Genomic DNA, 24,293 nt, shown 5'->3' on the forward strand with positions numbered 1-24,293 from the left:
CTTTTGAGATGGAGTTCACGATGATGAAAATCTTAGTATCTGCCATTGTTTTGGCAACCACAATGTCGAGTTTCAATTCGCTCGCTGCGCCTGAATCTTATGGCGTACTTTTTTTAGACCGCAGTAGTTCAATGAACACGTTACGCCCAGATGGACAAAGCCGATGTTCGTTCTCAAAGCAACAAGCAGTGCAAAAAGTATCAAAGTTCTTTTTAGATGCCACAATTAATGGCCAACAGCTAAATGTGAAAACGTTTGCTAGTGGCGGTCAAATTCAATCCCTAACTAACGGGTTTGTCGGTTTCAATGCGGCAATGATGGCACTCTATCAACTAGATCCAGAAGGGTGCTCAGGGTTAACTGCACTTGCACAAGCTATGTGTGATGGCGCTGATGAGTTAAGAGCAAACTACTCAACAGAAGCCGCTAATGGCGCACTGTTAAGAGTGTATGGTTCTACTGATGGCGGCGAAAATGACAGCCCAGCCTCTAGCTGTGGCGGCTCAAATTGGCAAACGAGCGTAACCTCTAAATACCTGTTTGAGCTACCACCTGTGCAATTCAATGCCACAATCTATACAGGCACAGTGCAAAATATTCTAGCTAATAAAGATAAGATGTATGTATTAGATGTTTCATCTGCATCTCAGTCGGTATCTAGTACCCCTACATTTCAGTTTCTTAAACAGCTGAGTATTGACACTGGCGGTACTTACGAGGAGATCAGCGACTCAGATGGCGGCGACCCAGGCGACTGGTAACTCACCAAATACCAAAACATATATAAAGGCCGATAAGGCCTTTTTCTATTTATCGTAGAGAAAAGACAGAATGTTGTTTTTACACATTATTTAAAATAAAAAAACAATTAAATTACACAAAGCGCAAATATCTAAGGATCTTCAACTACACTCTTCGTGGGCATTTACCCTGTGCAAGTTAAAAGGAGATTGTAATGAAGATTAATGGCAAACAACCGAATTTTCTAATCATTACCACCGATGAAGAGCGTTTTCCTCCGCCCTACGAAAATTCACAAGCAAAAGAGTATCGACTCAAGCACAGTGCGTGCATGGCAGAAATGCGCCGCTGTGGCATGGAATTTATGAACCATAATGCAGCAGCAACGGCATGCGCACCGAGTAGAACATCCATTTACACGGGACAATATCCATCCCTACACGGCGTCAGCCAAACACCTGGAATTGGCAAGTCGTCATTTGATCAAAATATGTTCTGGCTGGCTCCCAATACCGTGCCAACCATGGGCTCTTGGTTTCGCGAAGCGGGTTATCAAACCTATTATCGTGGTAAGTGGCACCTCTCCGATGAGGATATTATCGTGCCGGGGAGTCAGCAAGCGCTGTATAGTAACTCCGAAACCGGAGAGCCTTACCCAGCAAAACAAGCTCTCTATGAGCGCGCAGAGCGCCTAGATAAGTTTGGCTTTAGTCAATGGATAGGTCCTGAACCTCATGGCGCTGCAGAGAACAATTCAGGTACATCTCGAGATCCGGGATTTGCCAATCAAGTTTGTGAAACCCTTAAACAACTTGAAGAAAAGGCACAAAACGGCGACCAAACGCCATTTTTACTGGTTTCTTCATTCGTAAACCCACACGACATTGTATTAATGGGACAAAAAGATTGGTTTTCCAACTTTTATGCCGAAAAAGAAGCCGGTAACCTTCCAAGTGTTGCACCAGCCCCAAGCCAAAATGAAAGCTTAATGGACAAGCCTAGATGCCAAAAAGACTATCAACTTATGTACCCGCATATGTATCTACCACAGCCACCAGATGAAACCTATCGACAGTTTTATTACTACCTTATCGCAGAAGTGAACAAGCATATAGAACAGGTATTTAACGCTTTAAAGCAGTCATCTTTTTATGAAAATACGATTGTCGTTTTTACCTCAGATCATGGTGAGCTACTAGGTGCTCACGGCGGTCTACATCAAAAATGGTACACCGCGTATCAAGAAGTATTAAACGTGCCGTTTATTATTTCTAACCCAGTGCTTTTCAATCAACCTAAACAGCTTGATATCACCACATCACATATCGACTTACTGCCTACCCTGCTTGGTCTAGCGGATATAGATATTGAGCAAACTCGTACTCAGCTTGCTAAAGATCACAGTGAAGCACAGCCACTCGTTGGCCGAAACCTAGCCAACGTCATTTTAGGTGAAGCGTCGCCCAAAGAAGAAGCTATTTACTTTATGACCGATGACAACATCGAAGTTGGCAGTGATATGACGAATATGCTTACCGCTAAAGCTTACAATAGTATTATCCAACCGAACCATATTGAAGCTGTGGTAACACAACTACCAGATATCAGCGGTGACACGAAATGGAAGTTTGTACGTTATTTTGATAACGCTAGATTCTATGAGCAAGACCCGAACTTAGTTGATCTTGGTGGTAACGATGAGGCTACCACGCAATCGTCTGTGAGTAATGTCGTTGGCGTTGGCAACCCTGACGGAATAACAACCTCTCAGTTCATTCCCAGTGAATACGAGTGTTATAACTTGAGTGAAGATCCGACGGAAGAGAACAACCTGTTAAGCCCGTTTTGCGAAACGCCATTGGAGGCGCGGATTTTAAAAGCGCTTCAATTTACGCTACGGGAGCAGCGTAAAGCCAAACGTTTATTACCACAAAACCTCAATGAAGCACCGCAAAAGCCAGTCAACCAGCAAGTGCCGATTAGAAGGTAATCGAAAGGCTCTGCAAGTAGCCCTGAAATATACGGGCTACTTGCGATTATTTATGCTTTTTTAAACACTGCCAACAACTGACTTAGCACCGCCGCAATAATGACACCAATCACCGCCCCCAAGCCAAGCTTGGCGATAATATTCAAAAGCCAGCTTATTGCAGGGATCAGCTTTTCAATAGCGTGAACAATTTCTTCGAGTAAGTGGAACTGGTGAGCCAAAATATCAACGCCAACTAAAAGCATTGCCAGCACACCGGCGACCGACAAAAACTTCATCAGACCGTTGGCAAAATAAAGCAGCCCCTTACCCACCCCACGTTTTATCGCCGCAAGTGTAGTCTTACTTGCGTCCTTAATCATGGCTAAACCAATATCATCAAGCTTAACAATCAAGGCCACAATCCCGTAGACCCCGACTGTCAGTGCAAGCCCAATTAACGAAAGGACTATTGCTTGCTTTTCAAAAGGCTGATCAGCAATCGCACCCAGCGCAATAATGATAATTTCCGCCGACAGAACAAAGTCGGTAACAATAGCGCCCTTGATTTTGTCTTTTTCAAACTCGACCAAGTCAACACGCTCATCCTCAAGCGCTTTGACAAACTCATCGGTTTCTTGCTGTTGCTCCTGACGGTGAAAAATAGCGTGGAGAATTTTTTCGCCGCCCTCGAACAGTAAATACAGCGCCCCTAAAATTAGCATAATGGGGATCATAAACGGCGCAAAGTAACTGCAAGCCAAAGCAACGGGCACCAAAATAAACTTGTTCAGCAAGGAGCCTTTAAACACCTTCCATACCACTGCAAGCTCCCGATCTGGTTTGATCCCGCCCGATAGTTGCTCTGCGTTGACGGCAAGATCGTCTCCTAACACCGGAGCGGTTTTCGTTGCGGCTAATTTTGTTAGCGCAGCGACATCATCGAGCAAGGCAAGTAAGTTTGCGGATGGCATAGCACACTCCTTTCGTTTAAGTTATTCATCAGGTGCGGTTGTCAAATTACTGTTTATGTTAACCTGAGCTTCGGATAATTAATGCCTTTCTAGCAGCCAGTTTTAGCGCTAACTGCGTTGAGTTCACTTCCAATAGCCAGCTATTGGTGCATAAATTCGCCTTGTTATCCCTAAAACGGTCTGGCTAGATAAGGGGATAATTTAATGTGATATTAAAAACAATGAGTTAGCTCATTCCTTATCCAAACCTCAGGTTATGTTAGCAACAGACCCTAATACACAATATTTTTATCATAGGCCAAACATGATATTGCAGGCATGACCGCTTCAAGACAACTTAAATGTTGCTTTAATTCTCTCGGCTCGGTAATTTTTTTATACCGGATCCAAGAGATCAAAGGCATAGTGTCGTCCAGCTCAGCTGTTAGGTAGGCCTCATACCCTTTAATCCACTCATTCAACAAACCAAATGCATACGCATAAGGTAACAATGCTTCGTACTCTGCTTTTTCGACCCCTTCAGCGAAGCAGTGCTGACTCTTAAGTTTAATGTATTGATAAAATTGCTGAGACTGCAATACCCAAGCTTTAAATTGCTTGGAGGGCCCGATAAATGAAAAGAAAGCCGCAATAAAACCCAGGTAAAAGAAGTGAAAAACCACACTGGTACCATTCACCAGCTCATCATCACCATCAACACACATCCATAATAAGAATAAATAGGTAGGAATATAAATTAACGCGCGTACAAGCCACATTTCTCGGCTCTTTTTATCTCCGCTGCGATGTTCTATAAACATCTCTACAATAAGCACCGCAATTAATAATATTGAAGTGCACAATAAAACTACAATTAAACTCCCCGCAAACACTTGCCATCCATTGCCAGCACCAACTCCAATCACAACAAAAGAAGCACTTAACCAAAGTAAAATAGGCACAATAAAAGCAAGAAAGTTTACATTATGCTGAGCTTTCCCCACTTCGGCATTATTCACATAATGACATATTATTTCTGTGAAAGACGTTCTCCCCTCGTTTCCTTTGTTAATAACAAAGCGGTTTTTTATTACTCGTTTTCGCTTGCGTTTTCCACTCGGGCTTTGAACGTCTTGCTGTTGATAAAAGTAACGTTGCAGTTTACCGCTTAACCCAACCGCCTCTGGCTGGCTCGGCGCTTCAGGATTTATCTGAATTTGATCCAGCTTTTTTGGCTCAACATTACTAAATTCATCATTGTTTTTACCCCGTTCGCTAATCGTTAACTGTTTCGCCACTGCAAGCTTTAGCACCTCAGCTAATGCGTCTTTTGCTGTTAGCATGCGCTCGATATTTGCAGCAACCAGCTCTCTCACCAAGCAAATCGGTAAGTCTGGTGGTTGAGTTGAACAAGGATGCGCATCGGCAAGTTTTGGCAATGTGTGGAGGCGCTTACGCGTTTGCCACACAGCCAATGCAAATAACATTAAAAACGGCAAAGCAATAAATAACACTCTAAACGGATACCAAATTTTGCGGTAAAGAAAATTATCCTTAAACACACCTTTTTCAAACGCGAGGGCGATTTCTCCCTGCGCTTTATCTGCTATCTCAGATTGGCTCTCGAATAGGAGCTGATTGCGTCCATCAACCACCCCATCGCGTATCAAAAACGCATCATTTTTTAGGTGATCGACAAACAATTGGTGCTCCTTCAGCGTCGCAGTTTGAGGATAGAGAATGGAGACGGTAAGCTTTTTTATTTTAAGATTAACATTCGGAAAGAGTGCATAAGTCAATTCATCCAATGCCGGATAAAATCGCATACGGTTTTTTGATTGATATCGCACTTCAAATTGCTGAGCTTGTCCTTGCTTTGGAAGCTGCTCTTTGCTTATTACAAGCGTGACTGCACTTCTATCGTAGTTATACTTCAGTGCATAACGCACTTCTTGCTCGTCGATTTTTACTGAGTCAATGCTGATATCGCTCAGATAGTGTGTACCATCTGGATACCTCACATCCAGCTCAATTGTTTGCGCGAGCCCCTGCCAATCGAAGTTTCCCCCTTGCAGTATGCCTTGCTGAGTAACTTGCAGTGCACCCGTTTTATTAATATCGAGATTAACTTGTAGCTGAGAGAAGTGAGGATCCGCTACCGACGCATCTTTAAATCTCAAATAAGCCAGAGAAGGCGCGCTCACAACCAATAAAATGATTGCCAGTAATACACCATAAAGCGTGGTAAACCAAAAGCGTTTAGTCATTGTTCAAATCCTTTGAATGCGCAGCGCTAAGTCTATGTAACTCAGCTCAATTTGCGCAGCAGACTAAAGCAAATAAGGTCTAATTTCAACACTAAAGTTACCGTTAAAAACACCGCTTTTGGCGAGTAGACCTTGATAATATTTGCACATCACCGGTTGACTTTTTGGCTATATACGCTCCCTTTTGGTGCAACGAACAACCGCCTTAACGCATGCTAATTGACACCGAAATAGCGCAGTGATCGCTGAGCATTTTCTCTTCAGACATATCCGCAAAAAAGTGTACGCTGGGGTCGAATTTCACCGTGTTTGCAAGTTTGTTGCTCAGCAATATATGGTCAATCGGCACAGGGTAACGTGGGTGACAACCTGTCAGTGTTTTAGTTGCGTTTACCAAAGGTACAGAAGCATTATTTTGATGCTTGGTTAATTGCTGCCAAAATTGATTGTCGCCATGGCTTAAACGATGATTAAAGTCACCCAACACAATGGTGTTGCTATTTGCATGTTTCTCCAACCAAGATTTAAGTACTGGTAACTGATCTGCCAGCAATCGACAGGCCTTTTTATCCGAAGTCGAGTAGTTATCAACAAAACAGCCACTTTTAAGGTGAACATTAAGCACTGAAAGCTCACCAAACTGAGTATCTAAGGTCACAACTAGACCATGTCTTAATCCTTCAACATCCACGCTAAGTTCGCTCAGGTTATCCACTTTGCTTGGGACTAGGTTATTTCTAATCGCAAACGCGGTTTTCTGCTGTGTAGACAGATTGCCACTTCCTCTACAGTCGTACGTCGTGCTATTAGCTCGACTTGAAATCAGTAATTGCCATTCACTACTTGGAAAGACCTGCTCTAATGCCTTAACCGATGCGACTTCCTGCAGCGCAATAACGTCTGCATTAAGCCCTTTTGCATAATCACGCAGTGCGCTTATCTCCTGCTCGTCACGAGGTCTACATCCTGCGCTCGATGGATATGCTAAATGCTCCATGTTCCAAGTCGCGATTTTAAGCGATGCGGCCGTTGCTTGGCCGCTTACCACGGAGTTACCGATATTTGAAGGCTCCGATTGGCACCCCAAAAGCGAGAGACTAAAAATAGCGCTAAATGCAAATGCAGTTAATTTTGTTGTCATAATGAATCCAATCTAGGCGATAAAATCTAACGTCAGTAGCAATCGTTTTTCCCCTATTACTACCGCAGGTGAGCGATGTACTAAGCCACGGCCTTCATTACCTTCCCAACGCTCGCCTTTTAATAATGCCACATCCCCACAGGCAAGCTGTATTGCGTCTGCTTCCGAGGCCAGAGTCAGTTTGTTGTCATCCCTTGATACATGCTGGTTTCTAAGCCACTCACTGCCCGCGCCTGCGAGTGTAGTCACCAGTCGTACAGGTACTTTATCAACATGAAATTTCGGGCACATTGCAGTCTTGAGCATTTTTAACCGAAAACCAACGACGCGAAGTTCAAATAAGCAGCTAAACATATCTACTATTTCAATAATATGCGCCACCATCGCATCGCTAAAATTCAGCCGCTTTAACGGCTCACTAACTTCACAGGTGATATTGCTAGTCGCAATTTGTAGCGCTAATTCTAGCTCTTTTGCTGCTTCTAAGTAGCGACCAAACTCTGCTTTCAAAGCAGGAGATAATGCATGTTGCCAAATCACAATATTGATTTTGGGCTCATAAATCTTGGTTAACACGGTAGCATGTTCTGACTGCTGATGATGCACTGAGTCCACGTCAAGCAAGGGCTCTATAGGCATAAGGCTATTCATAGTAACTCCAAATAGGGTTTTATTTAGTGAAAGTTGCGACGCAGCGCATAGTTTCGAAGATGAGCGTAGGAGATGAGCATAGAGCCAAGTACTGTAAACAAGGTTTCTCCGCGTTGTTCACCTAAAATAGTTGCTAGCACCAAGAATGTGCAGCCCATTAACCCCAAGCCCACGACAAGACCTGACTTATGCCGCACATAGCCAAATCCAAGGGCCAATACGCTAATGGGTAGCACGGCTATGAGTAACCATTCGTGAAAAGCTTCATCAGAGAGCGCTAGTAAACCCGCAAAGGGAGGAAGTACAAATAATAAAAAAGGTAATATTAAACAATGGACTAAGCACAGCATAGATAACCCAATTGCTGCCTTGTCTCCAAACGACTGTACTTTTGCGTTCACGCTTTCTCCTTCGCCATGGATGCACCAAGTTGATACAATATAACATACCAATCAAAAAAGAGTAAAACGTTAAAGTCGTACAACAACAAGAGTGTTCGATACAAAGCCATGAATACAAAAGTAGCGTGTATTTAAAGCATCTAGAGAGTCAATCTCTGCTTGTTGTGATTTTTACGGTGTTGTAGCAAATAAACGCAAAAGCACTTTGGAAGGTATTTATAAAAAAGAATGCACTGAATTACAATTCACAGGTTTGAGATTCAGAACAAACCTATGAATTGATGAGCAATCGCTGACTATGGGGAAAGGTTATGCGTTACACCCCATCGTTTCACACTCTGGATATGCAGACGGACAATGCGTTGTCCCACAAAAATAAAAGTCTGTATAACCTCGATTATAACCACCAGCAATTTGCAAAGTAACATTTTTAGCTATTTGGCTATTATCTTTATTGAGTACTTTCATGTTCCTTTTCTTAAGGCTCAGTTTCATTTTATTTCCTTGATAATCATTGTTTAAAGTTTCCAAAATGGAAACTAGCTAATGACTATACTGGCAGCAGAGAAACAAAAAATCAACATGTAAAAAAATTTGTTAGGCAGATTAACAAGTGATCTCTAAACCTAAACAATGATGTATATGGCAAGCGCCAAAAGCCCCATGTATGAGCACTTTTGACTCCCAATGATTAAAACGTGTTCACAGCTTTAAACGACTTTTATAATTTCGTTGACGCCATAGTCTCTTGTTAGATTACCTATGATCCAGACAATGTAAGCCAACTTTCTCGGCACATGACTCAATAATGGGTCTGATCCACTCCCTAAATTTGGACACAAAAAACCCGCTGTGTGCGGGTGGTTTGTCTAAAAGTTAAATCGCAGGATAACTACCCACTCTAATTCGAATTCTTTTCTTGCATTACTTCTGAGTCAACCGGCACATCTGAAAAATGCATTTCCGTAGGCTTTATCCCTTTATCATCAAACCTGTGATGCAAAAATTCATTAAAGCAGTTAATGTCATGAATGTTAGCGTGCACGATTTCTCGGAGCGGAATTGATATAGAAAATTTCTTTATTAGGTATCTTCTTCTGTCGTGATCATTTAAATGCTGCAGCTTCCCATCATCTAGATGCTTCGGCTTATTTTTGTCAAATTCTTTAATTACACTTTGGTAATTAATTACTTTTTCTAAATCAAGAGTTTTTTCATGACGATAACCACTTACTAATGGTAAAACATGAACATCATTACAATTGACTCCAAACTGGATCACGTAGCCTATATATACCTTTCTATTGGATAAGGTAAATGCAATAGGTAGTTTTAGGTCCGTTGCATCAAAAAACAGGCTTAAAAATTCTGGAGTTTCCTTGTCTCTAGCATCAACTTTCCACTGCTCTAAGTATGGACTTTTGTTGTATCTTGCCTTGTAAATAGCTACTACTAGCTTTGGATAGGCGAAAGCAATAATTAAAGACACGATACACACTGAAATAAGGTTGAGAGAATCGGTATCATTTCCTAGTGATGGCAATAATATAGATACAGAGCTTGAAAACCAAGAGCCTATCGTTTGCGCAAAATCACAGTGAGCTACTGTAGAAACTAAAATAAAAGATATACCGAACAACAGCATGCCAGCAAACGCAGCCATTATAAATGTGTGATACCCACTTGAATTATTGTATTTTGTTGTGGTTCCTGGGAGCTTTCTTAGGAATAAAGAGCCGCACGCCGTAAGTAAAAGTATCAGTAAAACTGTTGGCTTTATCATAACTCCCTTTAGTAAATTTTAGTTATTGGGTTACATGAACCTCCCTATAAGCTATGCCCTATAGTTTTACCAGCAGCCGACGCTTGTTCTTGCACAGTTTTACTGTCAAAAAGTGAGTCAGAATCAACAACAAAGAAATCTGTTCCAATGGTATGCACCTTAAGTTCTGGCTCAACAGTCACACTTTCCGATTCATGTTGTTCTTCAGTATTGCTAGTAAAAGCTTTAAATATGCCTTTTATCGTCATTTTATATCTCCCAACAAATAGATCTAATCTATCAGCTCGGCTCCTAGTCTTAGAAGGTCAAGCGCGACCTTTAAACACCTTTAAGTTCGTTTAAACTACGTTGAATTGCTTTGAATCACGTTTAATTAGTATTTTGATACTAAGACACTTGAACAAAACTTTCAACCAAACCTTTTGTAAAATAGTTAGCTAATATTAGCCAAAAGGTTTAGCTAACCCTTTTACTTAATGATTTAGCTTAACTTTTTAGCTCTCTTTGTAGTTAGACGCTTGAATAAGGGAATAAAAAACCCGCACTATGGCAGGTTTATTCAGACTAGGCTCTATTTATACAGCTCTCGCAAGCTTGGTGAAATTATGGCATTTTTAAGAGGGAAATAAAGCTCATATTTGAACGCTTACTGTTCAAATATAACATACCGACTCTAAACTTTCTGCACTTCCCTTATGATTACTTATAATTCTGATAATTTTTTAAATTCTAAACCTGTTTCTCAAGCCAAGACCGATAAGAAAAATAAACGTAAATGATGCAAAAGCATGCCCATAACTAAGAAGGTCATAGTCCTTCGGAATATCATCACCAAACATCTTCTCGAGTCCTCTATCCCTTGCACCTTTTGACAAAGATATAAACGGAATGACTGTTGCTATTGATACAGTAAGTGCATCTTTAAAACGTGGCTCACTATCAGGTTCTGCAAAACTAATAGTCAACTGAGCAAACATAAAAATCGATAGCATCAAACATACAAAAGGTCTTAGTATGCTTTGCCCATAATTGCTGGTTAAAGAGTAGAGAGTATCTAGAACAGAACGTTGCCAATTTAATTTTATCCAACGCTTTGCTCTCATTTCATCAGCATGGAAAGCTAAAGCTCGTTCATGGTTTTTATTAGACTCGGCTATTTCTTTTAATCGGCACAAACGTTCTGCATCTTGAGTGTCATGTGCCTTTTCCAATATTGCACCATTTTGGCTATCTCGTTTCAAATTAACCGTCACCCCACTCAAATCTATATGGTGGCTCGTTTTGGTTTGTCTTAGATCTGGTATGCAGTTGAAATCCCCTTTTAAAGAAAAGGGTCTTTCAAATGAAGTACCCTTGAAGCTAAGTGACTCTATTGAATCGGCATGCTCTGGCTCAAACCTTGATTTAGAATTAAAGTCTACACTAGCAAAACGAAAAAACTTGCCGTGGCTTATTTTAAAAAAGCTCGAGAATCCGTCGAATTTTGAGTCTAAAAAGTCCGCTCCCGCGCCAAACACTGCCTTATCAAAGCTCGCAAGCCCGATGAATTTTACGCTTTGAAATAACGCTCTACCGTTGAATGTTGCTTGCCCAAAGTGCGCATCGCCACTAAATATTACCCCATTGAAGCGCGTTCTTTTGTTAAATGTTACTCTCTTAAAGTACGCATCACTGTTGAATTTTGCTTCCTCAAAGCGCGCATCACCACTGAATGTTGCTCCATCAAAGTACGCATCATCACTGAATGTTGCTCCCTGAAAGTCCGCAACACCACTGAATGTTGCATTCCGAAAGCCCGCAACATCATGGAATACTGCATTCATAAAGGTCATATAACCACTGAATATTGTCTCCGTAAAGTTCGCATAACCGCTGAATTTATAACCAGAAAAATTTATTATCTCATCATCTTTGCAGTCTTGTATAAGCTTCTTCAAATTCTTATTAACTGGAAATCGCTTATTTAATGCTTCATAGCTAAAGTCAACGCCTTCAAAGTCAATATTGACTTTTGGATGCTCTTTCATCCAATTATTCCAAGCGTTTCTCCCTTCTAACCACAACAGTATTGCATCATCACCTTTAAGCACCGTTACAGGCTCTTTTTCATCTGCCATTACCACTAACCTCTTTTCCCTGACTGCACCGCCAACACCTATCGATATATAATACTCAATTGGATGGCTATGGAAACAAAAAAACCGCTATTAAGCAGGTTATCAAACAAGAGCTTTTATTATTTAAAACTTTCACTAACCAATTGAGTTTATTCCACTTTTAAGAGAAAAACAAAACACGAGTAAACTTAAGCCAAACACCCACCTCAAATGTGTACGCTCCTAAAAATGCAGCTTCAACTCGAAGGGGGATACTATCTCGGCTTCTTTAAAAACTTCTTCCCCTCTCTTGCTTATTTATCACAATCTATCAAATTGATTAGCGGCGTTTGATAAGGGCTTTACCTTTTGCGTTATCTCCTCTTCAAGGTTATTAGACAATCGTGTACTCAGCGCAGCTGGTTTCGCGAAATAATAACCTTGCAGATAATCAGCCCCTATATCTCGGAGCACTTGTGCTTCTGCACGACTTTCCACCCCTTCCGCAATTACTTCGATACCATTTTCATGTGCGAGCTGGATTAAATGAGAGACAATATTACGCTTGTGTTGATTGGTGTCGATGTGTCTTACCAGCTCCATATCTATCTTTATATAATCTGGCCTCAGCTGCGCCAACATATTTAAGCTCGACCACCCAGAGCCAATGTCATCTAGTGCAACACCAAAGCCACAGCTACGATAAAACGCCAAAATTCCTTTCAAATGATTCATATCCCGAGCTTGATGTGTCTCGGTCACTTCAAATACGATGTCCTGAGGTTGAAACCCCAGCTCACTAATCGCTGAGGCAGTCGAACGCAAACAATATGACGGATCATAGATGCTAGAAGGGTTGAAGTTTATGAATATCTTGGAATTCAAATTCGCTTTAGCAGCATGCTCTACAGCAGACTTTCGTGCAATTAAATCAAGGGAAAAGAGTAAACCGCTTTGCTCGGCTAAATTAAAAACGAGGCTTGGCGGTACCATATTATTTTCATCATCGAACAGCCTAAATAGCGCTTCATTAGCAAACACATCAAGGTTTCCCGGCTCCGAATAAGCTCGTACAATGGGTTGAAACCAGCTTTGGTACGTCTCGTTTTCTACCGCAGTTTTGATCCACCGCGCTTGATGGCGGCGCACCAAAGTTTCAACACTGGCGACTCGACTAATCGCATTGATATCTGGTTGGCCTTCCTGTGCCATGGTCGTCACTTTGGATTGGCCGAACTCAGGCCCTGCTAAACAACCACCGATATTATTTAAAAACGTAGAAAGTCCATTTTTATTCACCTGAACAGTAATGCATTTATCTGCTACTAACTCTGGGGCTAGCGCCATTTCAGTGCACATTTGCATCAAATTTTGCTCAGCATTACTGGTCGGCAGGAAAAACCAAAAGTAAGTTGTTTCAAAAAAATATGACTCAATTGCTTCACAATCTGCGCACCACATAGCATTCTCCATAGGTTTTAGTCAGCCTTTTGTACGTGAGTGATCTCAAAACCGCTCACTTAGAGGTGAACCTAACAGTAGCGTATACCGTATTATTCGTTAGCGAAATAAAATAGCCACGCAAAGGTTTAAGTTTGAAGAGCAGTTCACGTAAAGTTCCATCATCTCGGTTTAGCCGCCTCGCTCACTTAGGTGGGCTGGCAGGTCAAGTCACCTCAAATATGCTACTTGAAGGGGCAAAGCAGACACTCCAAGGACAACCTATCAACCGCACTGATTTACTACTACAAAGCAAAAATATTCACGCAATTGCAGAAAAACTGAGCCACTTGCGTGGTGCAGCAATGAAGTTAGGTCAATTGCTTTCAATGGATGCAGGCGACCTATTACCACCTGAACTTGCGATGCTGCTTACACACCTGCGTGCAGATGCAATGCCGATGCCATACAAGCAGCTCATTGGCGCACTAGAACAAGAGTTGGGGCAAGACTGGCTCGACAAGTTTAGCCATATTGAGCTAAAAAGTTTTGCACAAGCGTCTATTGGGCAGGTGCATAAAGCCAATGCCGAAGATGGTCAACCACTAGCCATAAAAATACAATACCCTGGGGTGGCAAAAAGTATTCAAAGCGATGTAGACAACGTAGTAAGTCTTATCAAAATGACTGGTATACTTCCTAAAAACATCAACATCGCCCCTTTAGTAGCCGAAGCTAAATTCCAATTGCTCGCAGAGACTAACTATCAACAAGAAGCGAACTATTTGCAGCAGTTTGCCTGCGGACTTGCAAAAGATACACGCTTTAAAATTCCTAAGGTATACCAAAGCCTAAGTAGCAAGCATCTGCTGACTATGGAATACGTCTCTGGCGAGCCACTAGCCGAGGCTGTTGCTTTACCACAGCCAGCTCGCAATAAAATTATGGCAACACTGATCGAGCTTTTCTTTATTGAAATGTTCGAACTTAAATTGATACAAACCGATCCTAACTTTGCCAACTATCTATTTAATAAAGATCCCCTTCAAATCGTGTTACTAGACTTTGGCGCAACACGTGTAGTCAGCGACACTATTAGCAGTGGTTATAAAAACTTGCTTGGGGCTGCCATGGAGCAAGACCATGCCGCCGTTAAACAGGCTGCATGCGACATCGGCTATTTCGACACAGATATTGCACCTGAGTACTGTGATGCGGTTATTGAGCTGTTTTTACTTGCAACGACCCCGCTTCGCTACAACGGCCCATTTGATTTCGCTAATAGCAAACTGAGTAAAGAGCTCAGTGAAAAAGGGCTAGCGTTGAATGGCCGCTCTAACGAGTGGCATACTCCACCTGTAGATGCGTTGTTTATTCACCGTAAACTGACAGGGTTATATTTAATCGCAGCAAAATTACAAGCAAAGGTAGACTTAACAGCACTGCAAACATATTTAAAATAGCGGCCTGCCAGTAAGCAGGCCTTGGGTCATTACCACATACTTTTTAGCACGCCATCTTTTCTTATAAAGTGATGGTAAAGCGCCGCGCCAATATGAACTGCAAGTACTGTTACCAATAGCAATACAGCTAAGCCATGTCCTTCGCGAAACACTGCAAAGTATTCGATGCGTGGTACCATCGCTGCTGGAATGGTGAATAAGTCGAGCACCACAATTGGTCGCGCAGCATAATACTGCATCAACAGGCCGCTAGTCGGTATAATTAACATCAATACGTAAAGCAGCCAGTGGCTGAATTTGGCCAGTTTGACCTGTATTGTCGACATCCCTGATGGCAAGCTGGGTGTCGATGACTTTATTCTAATAAGAAAGCGCAATAAAAGTAGCAAAAGTGCCAGCATACCAAATGATTTATGTAACCCCAGTAAAGTAAGCTGCCAAGGTTCAAGCGCACGTACCATCGTAAGGCCAGCAAAAATCATAGCAAAGATAAGTAATGCCATAGACCAGTGAAGCACTCTCATCGCAAGATTAAATCGTGTTGTTTGATCAGTCATTCACTGTCTCCTCAAGTGCGCCCATCAATTGCTCCTTAGCCCTACGGCGATAGGACTCTGCATAGGCAGCAGAGCGCGCTCTTAGAATTGGATCTTCGGTTGCAATAACACCGCTAGGTAATATCAAGGGATCAAAATTGAGCGCATGGCAGTTACCCGATAGTTGCGGTTGCCAATGCGTTATGAAGATCTCTCCAGCATCTACCTTTGCGCGGTTACTGGGCCAAAGTTTGGCTGGATTATTTTCATCATCTTCTTGCTTGGCAAATATAAACTGCCAATTGAAGCGTACAGCTCCTTTCTCTAATCGAGTTGCAAATTCTTGCTGTAGCGCGTCTTTGCCAGTGTAAGGATTTTTACTTTCTTCATCTAATGGCAGCATTTTCCAGCGAATAGCCTGACGCTGCGCTTTTTCATCAACCAAATAAAATGCATTAATACTATGATAAGTCTCAAGGGCAAAGCTCGGGCTTGGCGTGTAACTCGCTTTCCATGCCAAAAAATCCGCACTCTCTGGATGCTTAGCAAAAAAGTCTTTTACTGCCTCTTTGCCCTGCTTCAGAGCAACAATTTGCTGATAAAAATCATGCGGATTTGTTACCGCCATCACTGGAGGCGTATTCATCGCAATATTCCAACGCTCAGCACCTGTTACGAAGCTCAGCGCGAAGCTCCTTACTGGTGCCGTCAACTCAGCAGCGTGCGGATTATTTCCAGCAATGGACAATCGGCCAATAAATGGATGCGTACCGGCTTTAAAAACTGTTGCGTTTGAGTACTGAGATAGCCGTCCATTCGATTTAAATTCTCCTGACACACAAATCCCTTTTGCATGTGCTCTACGAAACCCAGGGAAGTGGTTTTGCCCTTGTTGCAAATCGACAAATTGCTGGGCGGTGACTTGCTCGGTTTGCGCTTGTGTTAATGGTGAAAGTAACAACGCAACAGCAAGACTCGCAAAATAAAACCCCTTTTCTAACAAGGATACAGATGTGTATTTCACAAAACAGCTCCTAAGTTAAGCCAGTTTGCCGAATTAGTGACTTATATACAGCGCAAACTGGTCGTGAATAACTAATGCCATCAATAGACCTGCAGTACGAACGTTTCCTTTCATTTATTTTGATTGTAATCCTGATGTTTACGCTATGCTTTGTTATCTACCCGCCTATCATTATTTAGCTTGGGCCTATTTAACAGCACGGCGAAATTGCTTAAGCGGAGTAAATACTGTACTCTTGCCCGCCGCCCAATACAGAGTACAAAATCATGAGCTTTAGCCACTTAGGTTTAGCCCCAGAAATAAATCAAGCCGTTGTCGAACAAGGTTACGACAAACCGACTCCGATTCAAGAGCAAGCCATTCCTGCTATTTTAGAAGGCAGAGACGTGATGGCTGCGGCGCAAACGGGAACAGGTAAAACAGCGGGCTTTACATTACCTTTGTTGCAAAAGCTGATTGCTGGTACTAAGCCTCGTGCGAACAATGTACGCGCGTTAATTCTAACGCCGACCAGAGAGCTTGCTGACCAAGTATGGCAAAGTGTTGCGCTTTACAGTAAACACCTGCCTATCAGCTCTGAAGTTGTTTACGGCGGTGTGAAGATCAATCCGCAAATGATGAAGCTGCGTAAAGGCATTGATGTTTTAGTGGCAACACCTGGGCGATTACTCGACCTTTACCAGCAGAATGCTGTCAAATTTGATGACCTTGAAGTATTGGTATTGGATGAAGCCGACCGTATGCTAGACATGGGCTTTATTCACGATATCAAGCGCATCATCAAAGTATTGCCAAGCTGCAGACAAAACTTGATGTTCTCTGCCACTTTCTCTGAAGAGATTAGAGCATTGGCAAAAGGGCTAATTCATGATCCAGTAGAGATTTCTGTGGCACCAGCAAACAGCACAGCAAAAAGCGTGACTCAATGGGTATACCCGGTAGACAAAAGTAAACGTACGAGCTTACTCAAGCATTTAGTGCAAACGCATGATTGGCAACAAGTGTTGGTATTCACCCGCACAAAACACGGTGCCAACCGCTTGGTTAAGGATCTAGAAAAAGACAAGATCAATGCCGCAGCAATCCATGGTAATAAAAGCCAAAGCGCTCGCATGAAAGCCCTTGCTGGCTTTAAAAATGGTGAAGTACGTGTACTTGTTGCTACTGATATTGTGGCAAGGGGCTTGGATATTCAAGAGCTGCCTCATGTCGTGAACTTTGACCTGCCAAATGTTTACGAAGATTATGTTCACCGTATCGGCAGAACAGGCCGTGCTGGTGCGACAGGTGAAGCTATCTCGTTTGTTACCCAAGAGACAGCAAGCGATTTATTTGGCATTGAGCGATTAATTCAACAGTTGGTGCCACGTAAAGTGGAGCCTGGGTTTGAACCGCAACTTGCCGTACCTGAGTCAAAGTTAGATACGCGCCCAATCAAACCGAAAAAACCAAAGAAACCGAAAAAGCCAAAGGCGGCAGACGCTGAACAAGCACCTTCTGCTCAGCCGAAAAACAAACCTAAGCAAAATTCAGGTCCTCGCAACAATAGGCCAAGTGGCAACGGCAAGCCTGCTGGTAACAACAATAGCAACCGCAGACGTCGCCCATCATCACCTGCAAACAAGCCAAAGAGCCAACACTCTGGAGAAAAACGTACACCACGTCAGAAGCCCACTTCTGGCAATTAATGGTGTAAGCAGGTGTAATAGCATTTGCAACACCTTCTCCTAAGCTAAAAAGGCTGTTAATCGTAACAGCCTTTTTTCGTCAAAGGAGCTAGACAATGAATATCTTGAAATTGATACTGTTCACATTGTTTGGTAGTACATTTTTAGCGCACGCTGGTACGCAATATGTGACCCAAGCTGCGAGCAATATCACAGAAACCTCCGCTCAATTAAACGGCTATTCCACCTCTACTATTGGTTTAAGTGGAGAAACGTTTGATTATGGCCCAACCACTAACTACGGCTACAGCGTACTCGCAACACCGGCTGGCGTGAATGGCCCGGTTAGCGCACAAATAGCGAACCTAGAGTGCGGCAGCGAATATCATTTCCGTTTTCGAGGAGATCCAAAGCCACCTCGCACCACCATTCAAGGGGAAGACCTAACCTTCACTACAGCCCCATGTGGCCCGACGATTTTTACTAATGTGTCGTTTGAAACGGGCGGACAATATTACTTCGTTGCAGAAAACAATGGCGGTAATACAGTAAACGCCAATCGTATTGCGATTGGCCCTTGGGAACGGTTTAATCTTATCGATGTCAACGGCGGTAACCTGTTTGATGGCGACACCATTCACATTCAAACAGCCACTGGCTATTACTTTGTTGCAGAGCAAGGTGGGGGCGCTGAGTTAAATGCTAATCGAACGGTGGCTTCTATTTGGGAAACCTTCACGATTGAGCTGCCGAATAACCCCGGCGCTTTGATCCAAAATGGCGATAAAGTGGCGCTTAAGTCAATCAATGGTCACTATATCCAAGCCGCAGGTAATGGTGGCGCGGGAGCCAATGTGCATCCTACCGTCATAGGCTGTAATGCCACTTACCCCTGTTCATGGGAAATGTTTAAGATTATTTTTTAACGCACTTGGCCGTGGTAAAAAATTTTATCACGGCCTTACACGCGCTATCCGTTCGAGCCATGTTATAATTGCGGTTTTAGAACTACAGAGACAGCGACTTTGACTCAGCCACTTTTTTCAAGTACCTCACTTTCCAGCGCCTTACTCGATAACCTCGCGTCATTGGGGTATCACACCATGACTGACATTCAAGCACAAACCTTACCGCTTATCTTGGCGGGTAAAGATGTCATTGGCCAAGGTAAAACAGGCTCAGGTAAAACCGCCGCTTTCTCTTTAGGACTATTACATAATTTAAACGTGAAACGCTTTCGCGTGCAGGCGCTTGTGGTATGCCCAACTCGAGAGCTTGCCGATCAGGTTGCGGTTGAAATTCGCAAGCTTGCCCGTGCTGTTCATAACATCAAAGTGTTAGCGCTGTGCGGTGGCGCACCTATGGGTCCGCAAATTGGCTCTCTTGAACACGGTGCGCACATCATTGTGGGTACACCAGGGCGTATTGAAGAGCACCTGCGCAAAGGCCGTTTGTCGCTAGATGAAGTGAATACCTTTGTACTGGATGAAGCGGATCGCATGTTGGAGATGGGTTTTGAAGAGTCACTACAGTGCATCATAGATCACTGCCCTACAGCACGCCAAAACCTGTTATTTAGTGCAACTTATCCACCAAAAATAGAGCAGCTCGCGCAGCACATCATGAAAGATGCAGCCAAAGTCACTGTTGAAGCAACCCATGACGATAGCTCAATTGAACAGTACTTTTACGAAGTCGACAATAACGACGCGAGATTGCCTGCGGTACAAAAGCTGTTAATGCAATTTCAACCAAACTCAGCGGTTATCTTCTGCAACACCAAGGCAGAATGCCAGAACGTATGCGACAGCCTATATAGCCTAGGTTTTGATGCGGCTGCACTTCACGGTGACTTAGAACAAAAAGACCGTGACCGCACATTGGTTCGTTTTGCGAATAAGAGCGTCACCATTTTATTGGCAACGGATGTCGCCGCCCGGGGTATCGACGTCGATCACGTAGATATGGTGATCAACTATCATATCGCCCATGACCCAGAAGTGCATGTTCACCGCGTTGGCAGAACCGGACGTGCAGGTAATAAAGGCGTGGCATGCTCTTTAATGAGTTATAAAGAATCGCATAAAGTAAATGCCCTCGAAGACTATTTAGGCAAGACAATTGAGCCCAATGCCCTGCCAAGCGACCAAGTGTTAAATAACAAAATTAACCGAGCGCCGATGGTAACCATTCAAATCGACGGCGGTAAGAAAGCGAAATTAAGACCGGGTGATATCTTAGGAGCACTGACCTCAAATCAAGCGTTAAAAGGTGACCAAATCGGCAAAATAAAGGTCACCGCGATGTCATCATACGTTGCGGTTGAGCGCAGTATTGCCAACGTGGCGCTTAAAACAATCTCAGAAGGGAAAATGAAAGGCCGTAACTTTAGAGCCCGCAAAGTAACAAAGTAACAGGTCACTCTCCCCTCTCTATGGTGGTCAACTTTTCCCTGACCACCATGACTTTAGATTATCCCAGCAATTACTCGCCTATTTATAACTTATTTCACACCACAGGGGTTTAAATCTACACCATGACCCCAAGGTCTTAATTAAGCAAACACTTTAAAGGAGTTTATCTATGAAGACCTTAATTATTGGTGCCAGTGGTCAAATTGGAAAAATGACGACAAAGAAAATGCTGAAACAAGGCCATGACGTCGTGGCGTTAGTGCGCAATAAAAGCAAACTAGTAGATCTTCAGTCTGAGCAACTTATTATCATTGAGCAAGACCTTGAAGGCGATTTTAGCTCAGCCTTTAACAACGTCGAGCAGGTAATATTTAGTGCAGGTTCTGGTGGAGATACTGGTGCGGATAAAACCCTACTTATTGATTTGTGGGCCGTCATTAAAGCCATTAACTATGCTGTGAAAGCAAACGTTAAGCATTTTATTATGGTCAGCTCTATTGGCGCCGATGATCCTGATAACATTGAAAGTGAAATTAAACCGTACTTGGTAGCCAAACACATGGCCGATCAACACCTACAGAAAAGTATTGTAAACTACACCATCGTCCGACCGGGTGCGTTACAAAATGAGCCTGCAACTGGGGGATTCTCGACCGCACGCCCTGCAAATAGAGAAGATGCCGTAATAAGTCGAGAGAATGTCGCAGACGCGCTAGCTTACCTTGCCACTCAACATCCTCAGAACCTAACATTTGAGCTATTTAACGGCAAGCAGTCAGTCGAACAAACGCTGTGCTAATAGAGTAACTATGTCTCGGGGTTTAACGCCTCGGGGCAAACTTAGGTGCTTTATTTGGCTAAGTGTTGAGAATATTTACCGCTACATCGACATAAAAAGCTTGCTTTAAAAAATGCAATTCTATATTATCCCTCTCTTGCTTTAACTTCCTCTCAAAATAAAGCAAACCTCAAGTAATGCCTCCTTGCCTTGATCCAGTAAGTCCGCATAAAAAATACAAGTAGAGCTTAATATAGTCAGGCGAAATCAAGCCAATTACGAAAATTGGTATAAGCTGTCATACCCGTCTCGGGTCGTTGCGAGGACAGTGTCTTCTGTTCGCTAAACTGTAATGAAGCTCATCTACTATCAAAAGCATCAGCTAATTTGCTGTGCATTATAAAAGTGAGTTTTATTATGTCATATACATATAACGGAACAGAGATCCGTGTTGAGCAACCAATTCGCTCAATTTCGGTGAACAAATCTAAAGTGATCTTTGCTGACGGCACAGGCCGTAAGATCACACAATTCGCCAATGGCGGCGAAGCACGTCAATTTCTGAGCTGGTTAACTTCAGCACATTAATTGAGTGGTAATATAATTGATGTAAAAAATGCCGGATAAAGTCCGGCATTTTTGTATCTTTGTTTGTTAAGCTTAGCAGTAGTAAGCTTCAACAGTCCCTTTTGACTTCAGTAGCAAAGGCTGACCACGACGGTCTAACGCCTTTGGTGATGCTACCTTAATCCAGCCTTCGCTGATGCAGTACTCTTCAACATCCGTGCGCTCTTTTCCGTTGAAACGGATGCCAATATGGTGTTCTAGCACTTCTTTAGCATAATGTGGGCTGCGAGGGTTGATTGAAAGTCTATCTGGTAGTGCTGGTTTTTCAGTTGAATCTGTCATCGTTTTTCTTCAATTATTTAAGCATGCTGTATTGTAGGTAATCCCGTGCGTGCGCTCAATAGCTGAGCGTCCTATATTCGCAATTGAATTAAAAACTGTCCCCCCTAGGCCTAGTGGGATTCTGAAGTTTAGCTAACATTATTACTTAAAAATGCCTTGGCACATTCACCCACGTATCGGCGGCCGAGATTATCTCCACTCAACCACTCTCTCCACAGAAAACTTGTTATAACACCTTTACCATAAAATACTTACAGCCATCTTTAGGGTAATGCTCTTGGATCCATTGAGTCTCGTAGCCATGCTTTTCATAAAACGGCATTGCCTGAAAATTTAAGGTATCGAGTAAGCATTTCACGCACCCTCTTTGTTTGGCTGCCGCTTCTAGGCTTTCTAGTATCTGTGAGCCGATATTTTGACCTCTAAGTGTCTCAGGAACCCACAAAGTATCTAGCAACAACCAGTTACCAAAAGTACGCGCGGCTGCACCTGCAACAACCTCTCCAGACTCATCCTTTACTTCAACCGCCAATGGAAGGCGCTCTGTGACCTCCCAATTCGCCCAGTTAAACTCGCTAATTTTACTACTTAAAAAATCGACAAATTGTTGCTCAGGATTTTCTACTACGGATATTTTCACAGCTACGCTCCGGTTGACTTCGTTGAACTACGGTAATTGTTATTTACTGTGGTATTTTGCCATTTCATAATAAAGAAAAAGTATCAAAAAAGAATCAAACATAACGCACGATAACAATAGCGAGAAGGCCAGTTGTTACTTTCAACCTGGGTTATTGAGTAAACTCTTTTTCTGTTGCATTTACCAGCTGTTGAAATGCGCGAGTACTGCCGAGGAGCTCTCGCTTTACCTTATTCCACTGTGCATTGTGGTGACCAAACCTTAATTGCCATTCGCGCTTTTCGTCCACACTTAAAGGGTGCAGCTTTGCGCCCAAGGCCATGAGCTCGCGCTCACAGTGTTTTTGCAGTTGCTCTATCTGCGCAATATGAGTATGAAATGTTTGCTTACCCGCGTCCTCGATTTCCCCTTTTAAGCGCAGCGGTAAACCATCTAACCAATGCTGATTTGCGACGGTCACCCAAGCATCGGGAACACTTTCGAGTAAAGCTATCTGCCCTATCTCGTTTTTTAGCAGATCAGGACCTGAAAACAAGCCAACAACGCTAGGGTCAATAACCTCTATATGTTCTGTTCTTGCCATTTTGGCCACTTGTGCCCAAGGCACATCAATAACATTTGCCGACGTCATACTGTAAAAATGACTCAAAACCTTAGAAGCAGGTACTCTTAGCACTACTCCTTTAAGTTTTTCAGGCAAATTAATCAAGCGGTTGAACTGCTTTGTGCTTGTTAGGGTGCGACCTCCAACGAGATGATGCATTAAGATATTCAGTTTTCCTTGTTCACTAATAGGCTTAATAACAAGTGACTGCCATTGTGGCGAACAAATTAGATTGAGAAACGCGCGATTTGAGCTCGCCCAAAATGGGATATTAAGGATATCTAGCACAGGTAACGCCCGAGACAGATTTGACACAGAGATAAGTGCGGCCTCCACATGTCCCCGAGTCACTGCCGCCATTAACTCGCGGCCACTTCCAAGCGCGCCACTATGGTGAACATCAACATAGATTTTACCGCGAGTCATAGACTCAACATTCTCCTTAAGCACTTGATGCATGTGCGGGATAAAGTCACTTTGATCCGCAGGGTATGGGGAAGCTAATCTTAAAATATGGAGGGCAGCACTGCGCTTAGCCATTTCTTGTTCTCGTTCATCTTCTGAGAATAAATTTAGTGCAAGTACTTGGCTAACCGGAAATGAAGCACTCAAACATGCCGCTAGTGAAGCTTCAAGAAATTGACGTCTACTCTTAGACATGGGAGTACAACCTAAATTCCATACCTCAATTAAAGATAGCTGAGTCGATCACTATTTCAATAAGCTTAGATGTAAACCCAAATCAAAAACACAAAAAGCTCACTTGTATTTAACAAAATTTATACTAGTCTATCTTGGATTCACCACAAGGAGTGT

The 24,293-nt window shown here is 42.8% G+C and carries 23 protein-coding genes; 8 read left to right on the forward strand and 15 right to left on the reverse strand.

The genetic code is table 11. The annotated features are described in order from the left end of the window. The first annotated feature begins 20 nt into the window (after positions 1-20). Complete coding sequence (locus NO992_RS10315) at positions 21-761, forward strand: hypothetical protein (RefSeq protein ID WP_017217829.1); 741 nt, start codon at positions 21-23, stop codon at positions 759-761. Between the two features lie 194 nt (positions 762-955). Beyond that, positions 956-2,731 (forward strand): sulfatase-like hydrolase/transferase, encoded by a 1,776-nt coding sequence (locus tag NO992_RS10320; protein ID WP_371376735.1) that lies wholly within the window; start codon positions 956-958, stop codon positions 2,729-2,731. Between the two features lie 50 nt (positions 2,732-2,781). Here NO992_RS10320 and NO992_RS10325 read toward each other — a convergent pair whose 3' ends face one another. The 10 genes from NO992_RS10325 to NO992_RS10370 form a co-directional block, all read right to left on the reverse strand. Continuing rightward, positions 2,782-3,684: a DUF808 domain-containing protein gene (locus NO992_RS10325; protein ID WP_017217831.1), complete on the reverse strand. Its 903-nt coding sequence runs from the start codon at positions 3,682-3,684 to the stop codon at positions 2,782-2,784. A 272-nt stretch (positions 3,685-3,956) separates the two neighbouring features. After that, complete coding sequence (locus NO992_RS10330) at positions 3,957-5,930, reverse strand: DUF2207 domain-containing protein (RefSeq protein ID WP_371376738.1); 1,974 nt, start codon at positions 5,928-5,930, stop codon at positions 3,957-3,959. Between the two features lie 205 nt (positions 5,931-6,135). Next, the gene (locus NO992_RS10335) at positions 6,136-7,071 is read right to left on the reverse strand and encodes an endonuclease/exonuclease/phosphatase family protein (RefSeq protein WP_371376741.1); all 936 of its coding nucleotides are present in this window, start codon (positions 7,069-7,071) and stop codon (positions 6,136-6,138) included. Positions 7,072-7,083: 12 nt separating this feature from the next. Next, entirely contained in the window at positions 7,084-7,722 is a 639-nt protein-coding gene (locus NO992_RS10340) for a DUF1826 domain-containing protein (protein WP_222242680.1), read from the reverse strand. 23 nt (positions 7,723-7,745) lie between these two features. Continuing rightward, positions 7,746-8,123 (reverse strand): MerC domain-containing protein, encoded by a 378-nt coding sequence (locus tag NO992_RS10345; RefSeq protein ID WP_371376745.1) that lies wholly within the window; start codon positions 8,121-8,123, stop codon positions 7,746-7,748. A 309-nt stretch (positions 8,124-8,432) separates the two neighbouring features. Further along, positions 8,433-8,618 (reverse strand): hypothetical protein, encoded by a 186-nt coding sequence (locus NO992_RS10350; protein ID WP_017217836.1) that lies wholly within the window; start codon positions 8,616-8,618, stop codon positions 8,433-8,435. A gap of 406 nt (positions 8,619-9,024) precedes the next feature. Further along, positions 9,025-9,906 (reverse strand): hypothetical protein, encoded by an 882-nt coding sequence (locus tag NO992_RS10355; protein ID WP_222242676.1) that lies wholly within the window; start codon positions 9,904-9,906, stop codon positions 9,025-9,027. A 44-nt stretch (positions 9,907-9,950) separates the two neighbouring features. Then, the gene (locus NO992_RS10360; RefSeq protein WP_222242674.1) at positions 9,951-10,154 is read right to left on the reverse strand and encodes a hypothetical protein; all 204 of its coding nucleotides are present in this window, start codon (positions 10,152-10,154) and stop codon (positions 9,951-9,953) included. Between the two features lie 474 nt (positions 10,155-10,628). Then, entirely contained in the window at positions 10,629-12,023 is a 1,395-nt protein-coding gene (locus NO992_RS10365; protein WP_371376749.1) for a pentapeptide repeat-containing protein, read from the reverse strand. A 300-nt stretch (positions 12,024-12,323) separates the two neighbouring features. After that, the gene (locus tag NO992_RS10370; RefSeq protein ID WP_222242670.1) at positions 12,324-13,463 is read right to left on the reverse strand and encodes an EAL domain-containing protein; all 1,140 of its coding nucleotides are present in this window, start codon (positions 13,461-13,463) and stop codon (positions 12,324-12,326) included. 134 nt (positions 13,464-13,597) lie between these two features. On the opposite strand from NO992_RS10370, the gene NO992_RS10375 reads away from it, so the two are divergent. Then, the gene (locus NO992_RS10375; RefSeq protein ID WP_371376752.1) at positions 13,598-14,905 is read left to right on the forward strand and encodes an ABC1 kinase family protein; all 1,308 of its coding nucleotides are present in this window, start codon (positions 13,598-13,600) and stop codon (positions 14,903-14,905) included. Between the two features lie 29 nt (positions 14,906-14,934). Here the strand turns inward: NO992_RS10375 and NO992_RS10380 are convergent, their stop codons facing one another. Both NO992_RS10380 and NO992_RS10385 read right to left on the reverse strand, forming a co-directional pair. After that, entirely contained in the window at positions 14,935-15,462 is a 528-nt protein-coding gene (locus tag NO992_RS10380; protein WP_222242668.1) for a cytochrome b, read from the reverse strand. After that, positions 15,455-16,465 carry a catalase family peroxidase gene (locus NO992_RS10385; protein ID WP_371376755.1) on the reverse strand — a complete coding sequence of 337 codons (1,011 nt, stop codon included), beginning with the start codon at positions 16,463-16,465 and terminating at the stop codon, positions 15,455-15,457. The genes NO992_RS10380 and NO992_RS10385 overlap by 8 nt, the downstream gene beginning before the upstream one ends. Positions 16,466-16,731: 266 nt before the next feature. Between NO992_RS10385 and NO992_RS10390 the strand changes: the two genes are divergently transcribed. The 5 genes from NO992_RS10390 (at position 16,732) to NO992_RS10410 (ending at position 21,912) form a co-directional block, all read left to right on the forward strand. Next, positions 16,732-18,153 (forward strand): DEAD/DEAH box helicase, encoded by a 1,422-nt coding sequence (locus NO992_RS10390; RefSeq protein ID WP_010370683.1) that lies wholly within the window; start codon positions 16,732-16,734, stop codon positions 18,151-18,153. A 95-nt stretch (positions 18,154-18,248) separates the two neighbouring features. Further along, on the forward strand, positions 18,249-19,058 hold the full coding sequence (locus tag NO992_RS10395) for a peptidase S8 (RefSeq protein WP_222242664.1): 810 nt from the start codon (positions 18,249-18,251) through the stop codon (positions 19,056-19,058). A gap of 99 nt (positions 19,059-19,157) precedes the next feature. Beyond that, positions 19,158-20,546, forward strand: a complete 1,389-nt coding sequence (gene dbpA, locus NO992_RS10400) for an ATP-dependent RNA helicase DbpA (RefSeq protein WP_045961943.1) — start codon at positions 19,158-19,160, stop codon at positions 20,544-20,546. A 169-nt stretch (positions 20,547-20,715) separates the two neighbouring features. Next, complete coding sequence (locus NO992_RS10405; RefSeq protein ID WP_371376759.1) at positions 20,716-21,345, forward strand: SDR family oxidoreductase; 630 nt, start codon at positions 20,716-20,718, stop codon at positions 21,343-21,345. A gap of 396 nt (positions 21,346-21,741) precedes the next feature. Further along, positions 21,742-21,912 (forward strand): hypothetical protein, encoded by a 171-nt coding sequence (locus NO992_RS10410; protein WP_010370673.1) that lies wholly within the window; start codon positions 21,742-21,744, stop codon positions 21,910-21,912. A gap of 72 nt (positions 21,913-21,984) precedes the next feature. Here the strand turns inward: NO992_RS10410 and NO992_RS10415 are convergent, their stop codons facing one another. The 3 genes from NO992_RS10415 to NO992_RS10425 all read right to left on the reverse strand — a co-directional run bounded on the left by NO992_RS10415 (position 21,985) and on the right by NO992_RS10425 (position 24,137). Then, complete coding sequence (locus tag NO992_RS10415) at positions 21,985-22,233, reverse strand: DUF3297 family protein (RefSeq protein WP_010370670.1); 249 nt, start codon at positions 22,231-22,233, stop codon at positions 21,985-21,987. A gap of 226 nt (positions 22,234-22,459) precedes the next feature. After that, positions 22,460-22,873, reverse strand: a complete 414-nt coding sequence (locus tag NO992_RS10420) for a GNAT family N-acetyltransferase (protein ID WP_371376763.1) — start codon at positions 22,871-22,873, stop codon at positions 22,460-22,462. 151 nt (positions 22,874-23,024) lie between these two features. After that, entirely contained in the window at positions 23,025-24,137 is a 1,113-nt protein-coding gene (locus NO992_RS10425; RefSeq protein ID WP_253105738.1) for a TRAP transporter substrate-binding protein, read from the reverse strand. Positions 24,138-24,293 lie beyond the last annotated feature (156 nt).

Origin of the sequence: Pseudoalteromonas sp. DY56-GL79, from assembly GCF_041414765.1 — a bacterium.
In the GTDB taxonomy this organism is placed as follows: Bacteria; Pseudomonadota; Gammaproteobacteria; order Enterobacterales; family Alteromonadaceae; genus Pseudoalteromonas; species Pseudoalteromonas piscicida.

Excerpts from the sequence above, each read along its gene's own strand:
- NO992_RS10405 (WP_371376759.1), top strand. The coding sequence starts at position 20,716 with ATGAAGACCTTAATTATTGGTGCCAGTGGTCAAATTGGAAAAATGACG.
- NO992_RS10425 (WP_253105738.1), bottom strand. The coding sequence starts at position 24,137 with ATGTCTAAGAGTAGACGTCAATTTCTTGAAGCTTCACTAGCGGCATGT.
- NO992_RS10335 (WP_371376741.1), bottom strand. The coding sequence starts at position 7,071 with ATGACAACAAAATTAACTGCATTTGCATTTAGCGCTATTTTTAGTCTC.
- NO992_RS10365 (WP_371376749.1), bottom strand. The coding sequence starts at position 12,023 with ATGGCAGATGAAAAAGAGCCTGTAACGGTGCTTAAAGGTGATGATGCA.
- NO992_RS10355 (WP_222242676.1), bottom strand. The coding sequence starts at position 9,906 with ATGATAAAGCCAACAGTTTTACTGATACTTTTACTTACGGCGTGCGGC.
- NO992_RS10370 (WP_222242670.1), bottom strand. The coding sequence starts at position 13,463 with ATGTGGTGCGCAGATTGTGAAGCAATTGAGTCATATTTTTTTGAAACA.
- NO992_RS10325 (WP_017217831.1), bottom strand. The coding sequence starts at position 3,684 with ATGCCATCCGCAAACTTACTTGCCTTGCTCGATGATGTCGCTGCGCTA.
- NO992_RS10350 (WP_017217836.1), bottom strand. The coding sequence starts at position 8,618 with ATGAAACTGAGCCTTAAGAAAAGGAACATGAAAGTACTCAATAAAGAT.
- NO992_RS10415 (WP_010370670.1), bottom strand. The coding sequence starts at position 22,233 with ATGACAGATTCAACTGAAAAACCAGCACTACCAGATAGACTTTCAATC.
- NO992_RS10390 (WP_010370683.1), top strand. The coding sequence starts at position 16,732 with ATGAGCTTTAGCCACTTAGGTTTAGCCCCAGAAATAAATCAAGCCGTT.
- NO992_RS10330 (WP_371376738.1), bottom strand. The coding sequence starts at position 5,930 with ATGACTAAACGCTTTTGGTTTACCACGCTTTATGGTGTATTACTGGCA.
- NO992_RS10340 (WP_222242680.1), bottom strand. The coding sequence starts at position 7,722 with ATGAATAGCCTTATGCCTATAGAGCCCTTGCTTGACGTGGACTCAGTG.
- NO992_RS10320 (WP_371376735.1), top strand. The coding sequence starts at position 956 with ATGAAGATTAATGGCAAACAACCGAATTTTCTAATCATTACCACCGAT.
- NO992_RS10410 (WP_010370673.1), top strand. The coding sequence starts at position 21,742 with ATGTCATATACATATAACGGAACAGAGATCCGTGTTGAGCAACCAATT.
- NO992_RS10380 (WP_222242668.1), bottom strand. The coding sequence starts at position 15,462 with ATGACTGATCAAACAACACGATTTAATCTTGCGATGAGAGTGCTTCAC.
- NO992_RS10395 (WP_222242664.1), top strand. The coding sequence starts at position 18,249 with ATGAATATCTTGAAATTGATACTGTTCACATTGTTTGGTAGTACATTT.
- NO992_RS10315 (WP_017217829.1), top strand. The coding sequence starts at position 21 with ATGATGAAAATCTTAGTATCTGCCATTGTTTTGGCAACCACAATGTCG.
- NO992_RS10360 (WP_222242674.1), bottom strand. The coding sequence starts at position 10,154 with ATGACGATAAAAGGCATATTTAAAGCTTTTACTAGCAATACTGAAGAA.